This window comes from Paraperibacillus esterisolvens (assembly GCF_046237625.1).
Taxonomy (GTDB): domain Bacteria; phylum Bacillota; class Bacilli; order Bacillales; family DSM-1321; genus Paraperibacillus; species Paraperibacillus esterisolvens.
On record NZ_CP143545.1, the window covers coordinates 3,926,841 to 3,942,879 of the forward strand.

Annotated in this window: 17 protein-coding genes and 1 pseudogene; 7 read left to right on the plus strand and 11 right to left on the minus strand. The window is 43.7% G+C overall.

The window, feature by feature from the left end; translation table 11 throughout:
• Positions 1 to 319: 319 nt before the first annotated feature.
• Together V1501_RS19815 and V1501_RS19820 are read right to left on the minus strand one after the other, a co-directional pair.
• A complete protein-coding gene (locus tag V1501_RS19815) occupies positions 320 to 1,753 on the minus strand; it encodes a hypothetical protein (RefSeq protein WP_409290591.1) in 1,434 nt (477 codons plus the stop codon).
• Positions 1,754 to 1,812: 59 nt separating this feature from the next.
• On the minus strand, positions 1,813 to 2,208 hold the full coding sequence (locus V1501_RS19820) for a hypothetical protein (RefSeq protein ID WP_409290592.1): 396 nt from the start codon (positions 2,206 to 2,208) through the stop codon (positions 1,813 to 1,815).
• A gap of 534 nt (positions 2,209 to 2,742) precedes the next feature.
• Here V1501_RS19820 and V1501_RS19825 point away from each other — a divergent pair.
• Positions 2,743 to 3,222: an SMI1/KNR4 family protein gene (locus V1501_RS19825; RefSeq protein ID WP_409290593.1), complete on the plus strand. Its 480-nt coding sequence runs from the start codon at positions 2,743 to 2,745 to the stop codon at positions 3,220 to 3,222.
• Positions 3,223 to 3,236: 14 nt separating this feature from the next.
• On the opposite strand, the gene V1501_RS19830 is transcribed toward V1501_RS19825, so the two are convergent.
• Positions 3,237 to 3,566 (minus strand): hypothetical protein, encoded by a 330-nt coding sequence (locus V1501_RS19830; RefSeq protein WP_409290594.1) that lies wholly within the window; start codon positions 3,564 to 3,566, stop codon positions 3,237 to 3,239.
• A 188-nt stretch (positions 3,567 to 3,754) separates the two neighbouring features.
• Here V1501_RS19830 and V1501_RS19835 point away from each other — a divergent pair, with 188 nt between their 5' ends.
• Positions 3,755 to 4,042 (plus strand): DUF5658 family protein, encoded by a 288-nt coding sequence (locus V1501_RS19835; RefSeq protein ID WP_409290595.1) that lies wholly within the window; start codon positions 3,755 to 3,757, stop codon positions 4,040 to 4,042.
• Positions 4,043 to 4,964: 922 nt separating this feature from the next.
• Here the strand turns inward: V1501_RS19835 and V1501_RS19840 are convergent.
• Positions 4,965 to 6,509: a methyl-accepting chemotaxis protein gene (locus tag V1501_RS19840; protein WP_409290596.1), complete on the minus strand. Its 1,545-nt coding sequence runs from the start codon at positions 6,507 to 6,509 to the stop codon at positions 4,965 to 4,967.
• 158 nt (positions 6,510 to 6,667) lie between these two features.
• Here V1501_RS19840 and V1501_RS19845 point away from each other — a divergent pair, with 158 nt between their 5' ends.
• On the plus strand, positions 6,668 to 6,991 hold the full coding sequence (locus V1501_RS19845; RefSeq protein WP_409290597.1) for a hypothetical protein: 324 nt from the start codon (positions 6,668 to 6,670) through the stop codon (positions 6,989 to 6,991).
• Here the strand turns inward: V1501_RS19845 and V1501_RS19850 are convergent.
• The gene (locus tag V1501_RS19850) at positions 6,984 to 7,358 is read right to left on the minus strand and encodes an SLAP domain-containing protein (RefSeq protein ID WP_409290598.1); all 375 of its coding nucleotides are present in this window, start codon (positions 7,356 to 7,358) and stop codon (positions 6,984 to 6,986) included. The genes V1501_RS19845 and V1501_RS19850 overlap by 8 nt on opposite strands.
• 78 nt (positions 7,359 to 7,436) lie before the next feature.
• Positions 7,437 to 7,793, minus strand: coding sequence for an Imm8 family immunity protein (locus V1501_RS19855; RefSeq protein WP_409290599.1), 357 nt, complete (start codon positions 7,791 to 7,793; stop codon positions 7,437 to 7,439).
• A 380-nt stretch (positions 7,794 to 8,173) separates the two neighbouring features.
• Between V1501_RS19855 and V1501_RS19860 the strand changes: the two genes are divergently transcribed.
• A complete protein-coding gene (locus V1501_RS19860; RefSeq protein ID WP_409290600.1) occupies positions 8,174 to 8,680 on the plus strand; it encodes a hypothetical protein in 507 nt (168 codons plus the stop codon).
• Between the two features lie 64 nt (positions 8,681 to 8,744).
• Here the strand turns inward: V1501_RS19860 and galE are convergent, their stop codons facing one another.
• Positions 8,745 to 9,788: a UDP-glucose 4-epimerase GalE gene (gene galE, locus V1501_RS19865; RefSeq protein WP_409290601.1), complete on the minus strand. Its 1,044-nt coding sequence runs from the start codon at positions 9,786 to 9,788 to the stop codon at positions 8,745 to 8,747.
• 158 nt (positions 9,789 to 9,946) lie between these two features.
• On the opposite strand from galE, the pseudogene V1501_RS19870 reads away from it, so the two are divergent.
• Positions 9,947 to 10,382: pseudogene (locus V1501_RS19870) on the plus strand (IS1595 family transposase); the annotation flags it as partial.
• A gap of 52 nt (positions 10,383 to 10,434) precedes the next feature.
• Here the strand turns inward: V1501_RS19870 and V1501_RS19875 are convergent.
• The 3 genes from V1501_RS19875 to V1501_RS19885 form a co-directional block, all read right to left on the minus strand.
• Positions 10,435 to 10,578, minus strand: coding sequence for a hypothetical protein (locus V1501_RS19875; protein ID WP_409290602.1), 144 nt, complete (start codon positions 10,576 to 10,578; stop codon positions 10,435 to 10,437).
• Between the two features lie 302 nt (positions 10,579 to 10,880).
• Entirely contained in the window at positions 10,881 to 11,081 is a 201-nt protein-coding gene (locus V1501_RS19880; RefSeq protein WP_409290603.1) for a cold-shock protein, read from the minus strand.
• Between the two features lie 245 nt (positions 11,082 to 11,326).
• Positions 11,327 to 11,551 (minus strand): hypothetical protein, encoded by a 225-nt coding sequence (locus V1501_RS19885; RefSeq protein WP_409290604.1) that lies wholly within the window; start codon positions 11,549 to 11,551, stop codon positions 11,327 to 11,329.
• Between the two features lie 496 nt (positions 11,552 to 12,047).
• Between V1501_RS19885 and V1501_RS19890 the strand changes: the two genes are divergently transcribed.
• Both V1501_RS19890 and V1501_RS19895 read left to right on the plus strand, forming a co-directional pair.
• Positions 12,048 to 12,524: a CarD family transcriptional regulator gene (locus V1501_RS19890; RefSeq protein WP_409290605.1), complete on the plus strand. Its 477-nt coding sequence runs from the start codon at positions 12,048 to 12,050 to the stop codon at positions 12,522 to 12,524.
• A 435-nt stretch (positions 12,525 to 12,959) separates the two neighbouring features.
• Entirely contained in the window at positions 12,960 to 13,148 is a 189-nt protein-coding gene (locus V1501_RS19895) for a cold shock domain-containing protein (protein WP_409290606.1), read from the plus strand.
• A 450-nt stretch (positions 13,149 to 13,598) separates the two neighbouring features.
• Here V1501_RS19895 and V1501_RS19900 read toward each other — a convergent pair whose 3' ends face one another.
• Positions 13,599 to 15,644 carry an EAL domain-containing protein gene (locus V1501_RS19900; RefSeq protein WP_409290607.1) on the minus strand — a complete coding sequence of 682 codons (2,046 nt, stop codon included), beginning with the start codon at positions 15,642 to 15,644 and terminating at the stop codon, positions 13,599 to 13,601.
• Positions 15,645 to 16,039 lie beyond the last annotated feature (395 nt).

Consider the following 16,039-nt stretch of genomic DNA (forward strand, 5'->3'; position numbering starts at 1 on the left):
CCTCCGTATCTTATTTCCGTCCCTTTTATCGGGTTCTTATATCTTATATCGGCATAATAATCGCATTTGTAAGTATATACAGGCATAAATCAAATACGAGTTTTTACTAGCAGCCCATACAAGGAAAGGAACCTGGAAAAGATCAGGGAACAAACATAATAAGGCGGTGGAACGGAATAAGGAGAAAGGGAGGAATGCCAGCAAGACCACTGATGTTCACACCCAGCTGCAGGAAGCCTCTTTAAACATGCAGCTCCGCCCCTTTTCCATAGAAAAAAACGTTCCTGTTGGAAGGGCCAGGACCCCCACAGGAACGCTACTAATAATAATCTCTTTTCCTCTTTTTCTCCGTGATCCAGTTCTTGATGCTGTAGAAGCCGAGTGTCGCCCCTACGGCAATGCCGCTCAGTGTCACCACAAGGGCAATATACTGGAAGATTGAATAATGAAGCATTTTGCCCCACTTTATATTCCCCTTCAAATCCTCTATTACCTGGTTCATGCCGTATATGCCGCTGATTACCGTGTAGATCGTTAAAATCATTAGAAGATAATTGTTCCGTTTGTCTCCAAAGGATTCCTGGTAACGGAAGAGACTTGCGAGTGTTTCCCGTACATCCTCATACATTTCCTCTGTCTCCAGTACCCGCCTCAGGCGTTTAAAAATCTCCTTGCCCTGAACCTGGCCATTGGATTCCTGAAAGAAGTAGTTGGAAGAAAAATGGGTAATCGACCGGATCAGCTTTTCAACCTTTTTGATATCCCGCTCAAGCTCCACTTTCGAATAGTCATCCGACAGCCTCAAGAGAACAATTTTATGAAATAAATTAAACAGCAAAGCATAATAATATTCGCCAAGCATCTGACTTCCAATGGCACGGCGCTTGTCTCCCTGTTCATTCGTAATGCAGCAGAAGACGCCTTCATCTGTGGTATAGAAGGTATTGGGCGACCACCGCCTGTATACATGCGCCTTGACATAATCGCTGATATACTCAGGGTCACTGGCACCCACATCGGCCTTTCCGTCCCGGTCCAGCCCATACAGCTTTCCAGCCCGGAACAGATTTTCATTCCCCAGCGTCTCTTTTTCCTTCAAAGATAAAATTCCCTGCACATACATCCGTTCATCTGTAAAATTGGTCAGCGTCTCAAAATAAGCTCCGTTCGTATTCTCCCGGTGGAAATAAGACGTGATATCCTGGAGCAGTTCTTTAAACAAAAACCGCTCCACTTCCGGAAAATTCCTGCCTTCGAATTCAATGACTGTTTCTTTGTCCGCCGAAGTCCGCCGCTCCAGCACACGGAAGGCAGAGGCAAATTCCAGTGCCTCTGTCAAGGACGCCTCCTCCTCCAACTGAATGCGGAACGTGATAAAGCCGACTGAAAAAGGACAGATGAACACGTCCAGGGATAATACCTGAAATCCGATCGCCGCATGCCCGGTCCGAAGCACCGCCCGCACTCCCGCTTTCTTAGAATACCTTTGAAATCCCTTTTCCTTCTGTTCAGCCGGAAAGAAAATCTTGGCGGTAAAAGGAAGGAAATAGTGCTCCAGATTCCGATGCAGCACCCGGTAATCCCCGTAATAAGCGCCCTGCAGGTCTTCATTTTCCAAGATATATGGAAGAAAGCCTTCCCGATCCAAATAATCCTTCAATGGATACTGACTCTCCCTTTTAATGGTAAAAGGAAACACAAAGTGAAACACCGCCTCCTCTACAGCCGCCTCCTGAATGTCCTTCCCGCACATAAGCCCACCCCCTTGTTCATATATGCCTTAATCCAGGGGATCCTAAACTCGGTCAGAAATCACAAACCGGCCGGTTCCTCCGGAATACCATGCTTCTTCCAAGCCATGCACATAAACTTCGCATCCGCCGTCAGCCACCCTTGTGCCTCCTGCTTTTCAAACAGCTCCATATGGGAAAAATACACCCGCCGCGCAAAGGATAAATTCACATCACGGATACTCTCATTCAGCAGCTTCAAAAGCTTCTTATCCCTATAAGTCAGCTCTTCGAATACACCGCTTTCCTTTTCCTCACGGATAATCCGCATCAGCTGCCTCGCATTATCATTCAAGGACTGATAACTTTTCCTCTCAATCAGGCGGGTCCACTCCTGCACCATCAGCTCCCGGGCACGGGTATACCGCTCATCATCACAGGCACGGTTTATGATATTGATTACACTCTCAATCTTCACAGTTTTTCCTCCGGTCATGTCTGGCAAATTTTAGGTATATTATACTACATCACAAGGCTATTAACCTATAAATTTTCTATTTAATTTAATCTCTTTTATTAATTTTGTACTCTCTGCATCCTTTAGCCGCGGCGTCTCGCTTTGTGTATAAACTTTCTTTTCCTCCAGAAGCTGTTTGGGATTTGATACATGGGCCGGTATTCGTATGGTCTGTTTTCGAATACATTTTGCCTGTTGAAAAAGAAGTGGATTTCCACTTGCTAAATGATTTAAATCTCTTCACAGAACTCAATCTTTTTAAAAAAGAGCCACCGTTTAACAATGTGATGAAGCAGGGAGTCTTTTCTCCACACAGTTCCAGCAATCCGCTCATAATCAAACTGTCATTCCGACTGCCTGGCATATACCCCTAATTTCTTCCAACGCCTTCAGCTGATTCAGTCATGTACCACCTTTAAAATATATATTGATAACCCCTATCCTTTAGCTTACGATGAATTAGAAAACATTCCCAAACAAGAAGGAGAAACGTAGATGAGAATGATATGGGATGGGCATGAGGATGATTATTTCAGGAAGCCGGCCATCACAGACAGTGAACTGGAAAAAGCTGAAAAGAAATTTGGAATAAAGCTGCCGCAGGAATACAAGGATCTCCTTAAGATTCAAAATGGCGGCACCTTGAAATACACGGCTATTCCAACAAGCTTTACGACTCTGCATAGTGAAGAGAATATGGTGATAATTGAGTTTCTATATGGACTGCATGAGGATGAAGGGATTTATGACAGTGCGTATCTGCTTGAAGAATGGGGCATCACCGACTGGTGCACTGAAACTGATAAACTATTCATGATCAGCGGGGACGGACATTGGTGGCTGGTCCTGGACTACCGGGAATCAGAAGAGCCGAAGATTGCCTTCATTGATGTGGATGATGAGCGGATTGAAAGAGTTGCCGGTTCATTCAAGGAATTGGTGGAGAAATTACAAGAAGAGCCGGATACCTTCTAGGTATATGGCTCTTTTTATGTCTTCTGCAAATATACGTAATTATGGCCCCCGTTTTTCGGGTCCTCCTGCAGATAATGCACCGTCCGCAGCAGCTTCATTCCGGTCAGCCGGCTGCCGGCCTTAAAGAGGCTCTCCTTGCCCCTGCCTGCCGTTAATTCAATGCGCTCGCTCCTGCATCCATCAATCACAAGCTCAAGCGTATGCGTTCCCGCCCCCACATCAATCTTCTTCGTCTCCCCATTCTTAACCTTACCAGCCTCCTCCCCATCGAGGTAAATCCGGTAAGCCCTCATCTTAGTCGCAAATTGAGAGGTCCTTTGTAATTGAATTGCAGCCTCACCCACAGCCTTGCTTGTATTTACCGTGGCAGCCTCCTATGAATATGTAAAAGTAAATTAGTCTGAATTTTCTTAGGATAGCTTGATGACCGTCTTATGGAAAATAAATCAAGTTTATACACCGCCTGTATTGGTAATAAAAATAATTAAGAATATAATGTTCTTAATAACGAACTACAAGAAAGGGTGCTCCGATGCTTTTGGTTCTGGCGGTCTTAAATCTAATAGATGGAATCTGTACATACCTCGGAATTACTTTCTTTCATTTAAAAGAAGGCAATCCGCTCATGGCCAGCCTCCTTCAAGTCCATCCCATCCTGTTTCTAACGCTCAAACTCCTCCTGTCTGCCGGACTTGCCTGGCTTCATACCAGAGAACTCAACATCCTCCAGCACTCCGGCTTCAGAATCCTCATGTACACCGCCATCCTTCTTTATTTGTCGGTTACCTTTATGCATGGCTTCTGGATAGCCGTGGTTTGATCGAGGCGGTGTATTACGTCAGGGTAGTTTTTTGTGATCCGGGTCAATTAATTAAGGTGGGCGAGTAAATGTGCAACTTTGGCGAGTAAATATACCGTTTCGGATAGTAAATCTTACTTTCGGATAGTAATTCGGTGACTTCCGCGAGTAAATTTATATTTCGGATAGTAAATGGTCCAAATCGGCGAGTAACACTTCTATAGAGGCCCCCCACACCCATCCGCAAACAAATTTATAACATCTTAGGCCACATTAAGCTGCTGTTTTAACATACAAAGTTTATAAAAATTCCAAATGTGACAAAAAACCAGATTTCGCCTCTGCATCAAGCCGCCATAATCCGGCTCTTCATTACCTAAAACCAAGGCTGATTTCAGCCCGCCCGCAACCCGGCAGGTACATGCCTGTCTTGCGGGCGAATCATAATCAAAACCAATTGAATAAAGGCCACTTTGCTCCAAAAGCTTAATTCAGACTCCACGCACAGTCTTTGCGAGTCACCCCAATCCCGATGAGTAAATTCAAAGATGCTAAAAACAAAAGCAATCAAACAAGAGCCAGTTATAAAAGCATCCCTCTCCATCCGGTGCAGCCTTGCCTCCCCCGAACTTCTCCCCGCATCCAACCGGCACTTGATTAAAAGTCATCAAAATAGACTGCGCCCTGCCGCCCCCGCACGGCTTTGCATGTAAATCGGTGGGTTCCGCAAGTAAACCCGTCGCTTCCACAAGTAAATTCCATTTTCCACAAGTAAGCGGGCAATGTTTACAAATAAACGCCAAAAAGGCCAGCCCGCCGCCCTGTCAGACAGGGCAGCAGCTGTGCGTTTTAATAAAAATGAGTGACTTAATGCTCAAAAGTAAGAAAAACAGATTAAAATTCACTCATCTTGATTCAATTCTGGCAAAAATACCATTCAGAGTCACCCCACACGCTGCACCGCCTCCTCCGCCTCTACAGCATCAATCAGCCCATCCAGCTGCAGGGACAGGGCATTCAAGGCGACAGAGACGTTTTCCACATTCTCGATGGCGGCGAGCTGCTCGCCGGCAGATTGGAAGATGCCGCCGGAGCTGATTTTGGCCATTTCGGCGATTTCAGTGACCGTTACAACAGACTGTGCCATCTGCCGGGATTGGGCAACTATACGTTTCGAAGCTGCCGCTACATCCTTCAGCTGGTCATTCACAACGACTGTAGACTCAGAAATCTTCTGGAATACAGCCTCCGTCTCTGAAGCGATTTCCACTCCGCCTGCTACTTCCTTCTTCCCATGCGCCATTGCTTTTTTGACGGCTTCTGTTTCCTGCTGCATTTCACGTATTATGGCGGCGATGTCTTTCGCGGAGCTTGCAGTCTGGCTGGCGAGCTTACGCACTTCATCTGCCACTACGGCAAAGCCTTTGCCTGCGTCTCCTGCCCGTGCTGACTCGATCGCCGCATTGAGCGCGAGGAGATTCGTCTGGTCGGCTACGGCGGAAATTACGGCAGTTACTTTATTGATTTCCTGGGAGCGCTCGCTGAATGAGCTGAACGCCCCGTCCATAAAATCGACCGACTCTGTGATTCTGCCAATCTGGCGGATTGTCTTTTGGATGTACTCCTGGCCACGGTCAGCTTCCATCGTGGTCTGCTGGGAACTTTCCGCCACAAGGCTTGAGCTCATGGCAATCTGATTGATCCCCGCCTGCATTTCAAGCAGCAGGTCCTGACTCTCCTGCACCGAGGACAGCTGCCGGTCAGAGCCGGCTGCCATCTCCTGGATGGCATGAGAAATATTTTTGCTCACAAATGAAGACTCCTTCGAGCCTGCCTCAAGTGCCTGCACATTCTCAAGCACCCGCTTGGATGTAAGCTTGATATTATCCATGATGGTACCGATCATCCTTTTATGGGAAGCATTCTCCCCCTCAAGTTTAAGCGTATCCATCCCTTTTTTATAAATCTGGACAATGGTGAACGCACTTGTCAGGATCAGGAAGATCGCGTGGATGAGCAACAGCGAAAAGCTGTAATCATCTGTGCCGCAGATGAGCTGCGGAAACAGGAAGTATCCACTCAGGTGCTGGACGGCAAAGATGACGGTGCTGAGTATGATCAGCCCTATCGAATCATAGTATGTCAGAATGGCCAGCACCATGAAGATCGAGAAATGATACTCCACCAGCCCGTCTCCGCCGGCAACAATCGATATACTGGAAAAAGTGAGCGAAAGGGTCACAAAGATAGCAGAAAGACGTTCCTCTTTCCTTCGGTAAAATACTAAAGCAAGAGCTCCAAACAGTATAGGAAGCGCCAGGATCACATTCAAAATGATCGGCAGCCCGCTGCCGGCAGATGTAGTTTTATAGAGCGATATGTATGAATCCAAAAAGCCCAGCTTTCTATGTAAAACATGTGCCAAAACTGAAAGAAAAATCACCAGTGCCATAATCCAGAGCATCAATACATTATTTTTACGGTTCATTCGTATATACCTCACATGAATTTATTAAACTGCTAAAATGCCTTACCAGGTATATATATCCAGTATAAAAGACCTATAAACCTACTTTTGTAAAATATCCCACCACGCCCTAGTGCATTTTAGTAAAATTTAATCAAACGTTTGATTGGAGTTTTCAAATGAAGTTAAAGGTAATGCTGGTCATCGCCTGGAGCCTGATTCTGCTGACACACACCCTGACCAGTGACCTTGCCTTCATCATCCGTAAAGGCAAAACATCCTTTATCGCTGGAAATCATGAGATGTTTGTCCCAAAAAACGAAAAGAATTGGCAGCGCAGATGTGATGGGTGGTCTTCGCTTTTGGGCTCAAGGCGATTCTGTTTCCCGTTGCATTTCAGATCAGTGTCAAAGTGGAGGGCTGGCATTGCCGTTCTGGCTGGGATGAATGTGCTGATTGTCCTAATCTTCATGCTGATTGATCAACTCTATCAGATTAAATAATTTCCAGCTCTCCATTCTGAAAAGCAGCCACTGGAGTATAACTCCCCCTCGGAAAAATAAACGTCCAGGGCATGCTCACTCCTGATGGGATTTCCAAGGGCAGAGTGAAATCATCCTCACCCACCGCTTTTCCCCCCACACTATATCTTAATTTCACACCATCAAAGCGAAACGCTTCGTCTGTGAAGTTGTGAACCAGTACCGTTACGAGGAGCGCCTCTCTATGGTTGATAGCTTCCCGAACAGGTGAAAACAGAATGCCGGAACGTTGCTGGTGCTTTGTTTCATTAAAGATCCGCTCAATATTTTCCCGGTCCGCGGCCGCTATCGCTTTATCCCATGATGCTTCAAATTGTAATTGCTGCATACCTCACACTCCCTCTCTCTATTTCAATTGGACATAAATTTGACGATGGTATCCTGAGACAGCAAAAAGACATTGCTATCAAACAAATTCACGCCCATCATATTCCCAATCAAAATACTTCAATAAGTTTTGCACACTTTTCTCCCAGTCAGGCCCGGTGCATTTGAAGAGGATTTCATTTATTTTTGCTTCTACGAGATCAAAGCTGTAGTCCCTTACAATGAGATGCTTATTCGTCACCCAGTCTGAGCTGGTCTTTTTTCGTTTTCTTAATCCTTCAGGCGTAGCAACGAAAACATAAAAAATATCAGAGGCCTTATCGTTTACATACCCTACATTAAACTCCAGCAAATAATAGATCTCCTCTGGATCGCGCGGCACCCACTTCCACACTTCATTAATATCTGATGAGTAAACGTCCTTGATTTCAAGCATCGTCATTCCCCCTGCCCTTTTTTATGTCCCCTTTTGAAACTGCAATCATTATATACTTAAAAATGGAAGTATATTGGAATAAGCCATGATATATTAATAGAAAAGTATCTTTTTATTAAATGGTAGTTTATTAAATGAGCTTTGTGAAGGAATTACGTCGTTAAGCCAGGTTAATTGGAGCGTAAGGTGTGAGACTCATGATCTAGCTGCAAACTGAGACCCTCGAGTCATAAACCAGGCAAGCCAGGGAAAGAAAGAGCACTCCCGCAGGCGAAGACGAGGAGGCTCACCGTCCGCCCCGCTCCAATAGAGCGCTTGCAGCGGAAAGCAGCCTCCCTATCCAAACTACAGATTAATAACAAACACCAAAGGAGCATTCCATGAACTCGGAGAAATTACTAAAGTGGGTTAAAGAACATGATATAAAACTGCGGGCGATTAAAGTCTTTTGGGAGGTTTTACATAATTGGAGAACGGACGATTCAGATTTTGACTCTGACTACGGGGAAATGAATCCGCGATTGATTCACTTAGAATTTGATAAGATCTCCTTTACACACCTTTTTGAAAATGGGGATTATATCGAAGTCAGACTACGAATCTATTATAATGAGGACTATATTGGTTCATTCAGGCCGATTTATACGTTAGATGGTGAGCATGAGGACGAATTTCTTACATTTGAAAATAAAGACTATATCAGGCTCCTGGTGGAAACGACCAATACTGCCATTGAAATAGCAGAGAAAGCTTTAAAAGAAGAAATTCCGGTAGAGGTCGTTCATAAAATCACTGATTTATCTCTTTCGCTTATCGAAGAGATTAAGAGTGACAGGGTAGAACTTAAAGACAACCTGATTATGATGCCTTTGAAAAAGCGTGATTAGGTTAAGAAGAAGCCTATTGAAAAAGATAGGCTTCATCCTATAGCCTGCATCCAGGATTACTTCTTTAAGACAAACTTCCGCTGACAGGCGCTGTCTCAGCTGCTTGGTCTTGTCGATTTTGCACCTGCCACCTCCAGGCATCTACACACATTTCCTCCATCCCTTTTACCGCTTCCCAGCCGAGCTCGATTTTGGCTTTAAGTGGATTTGCGTAGCACTCGGCAATGTCACCCGGCCTTCTTTCAACAATTGTGTAGGGGATCTTTTGGCCGCTTGCCCTCTCGAAGGCTGAAACCATTTCAAGCACACTATATCCCATACCGGTGCCGAGGTTGTAGGCGTTTACCCCTGTTTCTAGAGATAGTTTTTCAACCGCCTTGATGTGGCCCTGTGCGAGGTCGACGACATGGATATAATCGCGGACTCCGGTTCCATCTGCCGTTGGATAGTCGCCACCGAAAATGTTTAGCTGCGGCAATTTGCCGCTGGCCACTCCCGCAATGAAGGGCATAAGATTATTGGGTATGCCGCTAGGTTCCTCTCCGATCAGTCCGCTCGGGTGGGCGCCGATTGGATTGAAATAACGAAGCAGGGCAATACTCCATTCGGGATCTGACTGATGTAAATCCTTTAAGATTTCCTCCATCATTTGCTTCGAGCGGCCATACGGATTTGTGGCGGATAAAGACGCCCCTTCTGAAACCGGCATCTCTGCAGCCATCCCATATACGGTTGCCGACGAGCTGAATACCAGCTTCTTCACTCCATGCTCCTTCATCAATTCACAGAGAATCAGGGTACCGGTAATATTGTTCAAATAGTACTGCAGGGGCATTGAGACAGATTCCCCAACTGCCTTAAGCGCTGCAAAATGGATGACAGCTTCAATGTCATGCTCCAGGAAAACCCGCTCCATACCGCGGCGGTCCAGCAAATCTACCTCATGGCAAACCAATTCCCTGCCTGTGATCTCACTTACCCGCTTCAATGACTCCCGCCTGCTGTTAATAAAACTATCGACCACAACTACTTCATATCCCTTTTCCAAAAGCTCCACACACGTATGGCTCCCAATATATCCAGCGCCGCCAGTCACCAAAATCGCCATAAGGTCCTCCTTCTTAGTTCTTAATAAAGAACAATTTGTTCTTTAATTATTGCACACATTTTCAGGTTTGTCCTCGTCTTTTCGGAAGAAAAGTATTTAATTTAATGGCGGACTTATTTAAAGAAGGCTACGTTAAAATCTGTTGTTGATACTGCTCTTATCGAACACGCCATCTCAATCAATGGATTAAATTCATCGATTGTATGATAGAGGGATATTCTCTGCGTAAATCTGCTGAATTAGATGGTAATATTGCTCACGTTACATTGTTTTAGTGGAGGCACAAACTCTTATCATCATTAAAACAAATGGAAATATCTAATTTTGAAGGTATCGTAGAAATGTACGATACCTATTTTCTATACTCAGAAAAAGGACAAAGAAAGATAAAAGACAGAAAACCCCGCAAACGTGGAGGTTCTGCTAAGAAACGGGGCATATCAACGAACAAGTTTGTGTCTTAGTCGCAAGAGACCGTGAAAAGGAGACTTCGCAGACATTGGGAATGGGTCGAAAGATCAGTTAGACAAGGCTATCGGACATAAACTTTCAAATGAAAATGTTTTATGCACCGATTCTTGGAGTGCCTATAAACCAGTAAGTCCATCGGACTTCGATGTACTGTATGCCTGAATTTCACTCTTTCTTATTGGTTCGGCCCTTCGCCTATCGTCTCGAGAAGATAGAGTACGATGGCCTCGGCTGACTTCTGGCTGTTCAGCTGCCCATTACTGGACAGGTTAACAAGGGTACTTGGCATACCAGCCAGATCTCCCCAGTAAGAGTGCAATCTTTCCCTCCACCTATCTGTTTCATTTTCTCAGAGCCACCTTCAGCAGTAAGGGCTTTATCTTGTCTGGCAGACTCTCCCAATAACCCTCAGCCTTATATGAAGTTCGTATTCTTCAGACCGGAGTTTTGCCGCCCGCTTCCTTCAGATTCCAAGTCGCCTTGGACACCCCTTGCGTTAAGCTAACCGGTTAATACTGCCTTCACGGTTCGGGACTCGCATCCTATAGATTACACCCATGCCGGGCGCACCATAAAAAAACAGGCTCTATAAATAGAACCTGTTTTTATCATTTTATTAGATTATGCTGCTTTAACGTTAGCAGCTTGAGCGCCACGAGCACCTTGCTCAATGTCAAATGTTACTTTTTGACCTTCATCTAAAGATTTGTAACCTTCACTTTGGATAGCAGAGAAGTGAACGAATACATCGTCTCCAATTTCACGTTCGATAAATCCAAAACCTTTTTCTGAATTAAACCATTTAACTGTACCTTTTTCCATTTTGTTGCCTCCTAGTGTGTAACCACACAATGTGTTACTATCCCTGCCCAAAGTGATTATCAAGATGAGAATTCTCCACTTATGCTATCCTTTATACCGAACAAAAATAATTCTTTTTCATATAACAGAAAACTTAAAGTTTTGCAAATTTTGAAACTTAAGTTGAAATGTTACTCAGCTATAGGGCAGGTTGGTTTAAGACCGAGTGCCATCAGGCGTAACACCGAAAATAAAAAAGCACCCGATTATTCGGATGCATACTTCATTATTCCATGTAAATAAATTGAGTATTCTCGCTGTATTAACTCTCTCAATTTAATTTTTCCTTCGCTTTCTAATTCTTTAACCATTTCTTCAATCATATTTCCATCATCTTTTGTAGCCTTAGGAATCTCTAATGTAAACATGTTACTTCGACTGGCATTGTGTAGGTTTTTTAATAATCCAACTTTATTTAATACATTCAGCATAAATCATTCCTCCTTGGATCTTTCGAGTAGGTGTTTAAAAAGCGTTAATCAGACATACTGACTAACGCTTTGCGAAGTAAAAAATTATCTTGTTGGATGCTGTTCCGAACTTGGTTATCGCTGCAGTTATTAAGTTCAATTAGTAAACGTCCAAGTTCTTTAATAAAAATAAATAGTAATCATTCAAATTCAATTACTATAGCGTACTCTCCCTTACCAAGGATAAAACACTATGTCACAAAGACTATCACAGTCTTCATAAATATACAATCGAGTAATCGAACTAAAACATAAAAAAGCTGTGGAAATACAATAGCAAATTTGACATACACAGGAAAATTAACCTTCCCTTTATTGGTAATCCCCCACGATACCTATTGTTTTTGCTTTTTTGATTTTTTAAGTAAAAGCAGTTGACAATGAAAATAAATTTATGATATTATTAAAAATTTGATAAAAAATAATATATGTGTTAAGGTTAAGAAGGTTACCATATATGGAGGTGGATTATTTGTTTCAAATTGGCGATAACATTGTTTATCCAATGCACGGTGTAGGTATAATCAAAGCCATAGAAGAAAAGGAAATCGCAGGGGAAAAACAACAGTATTATGTCATAAAAATGTTAATCGGTAATATGCAAGTCCTGATTCCTACGGGTAAAATATTGAGTTCCAGAATACGCCCTGTTACTGACATAATTGCATTAAAACACATCATAAACATTTTTCATCATGGAGAATCAGATAGAATACTGCCGTGGAAACAAAGGTATAAAGTGAACACGGACAAAATAAAAACGGGTAAAATACAAGAATGTACTGAAGTTGTACGTGATTTAATGCGTATGAAGAAAGAAAAAGCACTTAGTACAAGCGAAAAAAAAATGTTAGAAAACGCACATGAATTTTTGATTAGTGAACTGGGATTAATTAAAGGGATTACTGAAAATCAAATAAAAAGTTTCTGTTAAGGTTAATTTAAGATCATGTAATACATCTCCCGAAAATATCCTGAATTTTTTGTGAATATGTTTATTATTAAAAGAAAATCTTTTCAAAGACATTCAACTTCTCCAACTCACCTTTAGAGCATTAACCTCTTTTGTTATTTCTACAATCTAATCCATTTTTATTATTTAAATTTCCTTTACAAACGTTTGAAGTTTCATCAAACACCTCCGATAAAATAGTAACTTCATTTTTGCAATCCTGATTCACACTGGCACGGACAAGGAGCCGTAAGGATGAAAGAGAGGTAGGGCTTTCATTGTTTTAGGTATACATTTAAGTCATTATTTTTAGAAAAAACAACAATCCATCTCACTTCTATCTTTAAGCATTTTTTACATCTACTGGGACGGTGAATAGTAATTGTTTATCTTCTTTACGTAAAAAAGAAATACGAATTGGTAACACCGGATGGTCAACTACAAAAATGGTTTCCAGACCAGGAAACCATTTTTTATTTCATTTACATAACAATAGTAAAGATTACTGGTGATGGTTTTAAATCCTTTGATGAAGGGCAACGCGTACAATTTGATATTCTAAAAGGACAATGTGGCTCTCAAGCAGAAAACGTTTCTAAAATTTAATTGATCTCCTACCCTTTTGTAAATGTGAACTCTGATGGGGGACCAAGCATAATCACCGCTTTGTTTACCTTATTCAGAAAATAGATATTCAATATGAATAAGAAGAGCCGAGAACTGAAGTGAACTAGATTATATTTTGATTAACTATTAAAAAACCAGAGTAATAACAAAATATCCCTTATCATTACTTAGAACAGTGATCAGGTAATCACTAACAGTGCCTCGTCCATTTGGGTTGAAGGCACTATTTAGTGATCTAAGAAAAATGAGCCCACTTAATTCGAACTTTGTAAAGGAATGAACTTAAACTAAAGGGGGCGTTAGTTTAACAAGCAAACATTATAAAAATGGAACTTCCATTTTTATAAGTAATATCAACATCAAACTAACTTTAACAGAGCCAAAAACAAAAAAACGCAGCAAACAAAATATTGTTTACTGCGCGTACGTTCATATGGTAACCGGCATTCTGCCGCTGTGTTCATCAATAAACCCTTTCCGCCATCCCGCGATTTCCTCAGCCTTCATCGGCTTGGCAAAGTAATAACCCTGGATGACGGATTGGGAAGAAAGTGAATGCAGGTAATCGTACTGATTTTCAGTCTCGACGCCCTCAATGACGGTTTCTATGTCCAGGGAGTGGCAGAGCGAGATGATGGCGGAGATGATGGCTGAATCTTTGTTGCAGCCAGGCACTCCATCGACGAATGATTTGTCGATCTTCAGGGTAGAAATCGGCAGGCGCTTCAGATAAGAAAGCGATGAAACGCCTGTGCCGAAGTCATCGAGAGCAACGGAATAGCCATTTTTCCGGAATTCACCGACGGCCCGGATGGCGTTTTCGATGTCACTGATAACAGACGTTTCGGTGATCTCTAGCTCAATGTTCTCTGGGTGGATGCCATAGGATTCCACAAAGTTATTGAGCGTATCCAGAAGCCGAGATGAGGTGATATATGTTCCTGGTATATTGATGCCCACCTGGATGACCGGCCTGCCTTCCCGCTTCCAGTCGACAATCTGTTCGCAGACCATCTTGATAATCCAGTCAGTCAGGCCCACCATTTTACCCGAGCGCTCCAGCACCGGAATGAAAAGGGCCGGCGACAGGAATCCGTGTTCGGGATGAATCCAGCGGATCAGCGCTTCCAGCCCTTTGACTTCCTTCGTAGCCGCACAGATTTTCGGCTGGTAGACAAGATAGAGCTCATGCTCCTCCATCGCCCGCTCGATATCTGAAATCAGCTGCTGTTCCAGATTATACGTATGGACACCCGGATCATACTGGATCACCTGGTTCTTATACGTAATCGAGGAATGATGCAGTACAGCCAGGGCATTGGCAAAAAGCTCCTCTCCGCTCTCCTTGTTTTTCCTCGAGGAGTAGGAAATAACCGTATCAATCAGAAGTTCATGACCCTGGATGATCAGAGGCTGTCTGACGGCGGCTGAAAAGGACTCCAGTGCTTCTTTCACTTCCAGCTCTCTTCCTACAACAGCAAAGCGGTTTCCCTGGATGCGGTATACTCCTGTACCCGCTGTCTTTTTCCCCGCGAGCATTCTGCCGACAGCTGAGAGGAGGTAATCGCCCAGCCGGTAGCCGTAGCTTAGATTCCATTTGTCGAGATTATGAATGTGAACAAGGCCGACCATGCTGCTCGAATGGCTCTTCAATGCCCGTTCGAACTGCCTGCGGTTTGGCAGCTGTGTTAGCAGGTCAAAGGAATTCATCCGGAATTCAACATACTTGTCAATGATTCCGGACAAACCCGATAGAAGCAGCAGCACAATTGTGCCTATCGCCACTGCGGTGACAAGGACTGTGTTATCCATCCGGTGGACCATATGGACCATATGCGATTTTTCCGGACTGATGAAAAAGGTGACCGAGGCCATGCCGGTATAATGCATGCTCGAGATTCCGAGCCCCATGATGACGGCTGTAATAGATTTGATCAGGCCATTGCCCATTAAATGCTTCATGGACGAAAAGATATAGAGGGCGATGAAGCTCACCACCATCGCAATCACAACTGAGAGCGCAAAGCTGAAAGGCTTGTAGGCATAGCGGATATCCATCTTCATCGCCGCCATTCCGATATAATGCATGGCGGAAATCCCCGTGCCCATGATCATACCGGACAGGATAAACAAAGTAAGGCTGCGCTTCGCCTCATTCGCGATATAAAAAGCGAGGATGGAAGCAATCATGGCCGGTATGATCGACAGAACCGTGAGCGTCAGATCATAGCTCATCTCCACCGGCAGCATAAACGCGCCCATGCCAATGAAATGCATCGACCAAATGCCGAACCCCATCGCCGCAGATGCCAGCAGCAGCCAGAAAAAACGGTGAAAAAAGCTGTTCTGCTGGATCCGGTCGTTCATAGAAAGTGCGGTATACGACGCACAGCACGCCAAAATCACGGACAGCGCCACAATCGAAGGGGAATATTCCCCATGCAGGATAGTTACAGATTCAGGAATAGTAAACATAAAAACTCCTCACGATACAAAAGGTTATACTGTTATATCGGCTGTTTCCTACCGCATTACATCTGATTTTAATCAATCGTTTGATTAAATTGTGACAGAGCGCTGGAGCTGGGGTGCTGTGAGGCTGCCGCATGGAGGCCGTAACGCCGCTCCCGCAGCCTCTCCAGAGTACCCTCACCACGCACTATCGCCCCACAAGCAGCCATTTTACCCGTCAGCCTTCAAATCTATTAAATTTGAACTCCATTCTAGCAAAAATTGCCTATGTGCTGCTAAATTATAAATCATCACAGGTCCAGCTCCTCCACTGCAGATTGGCCCTTTGGGATAGTTAATAAAAAGCCATCCACTCTCCAGCAAACAAAAAAGCACCACATTCCAGCCAAAAGCCTGCA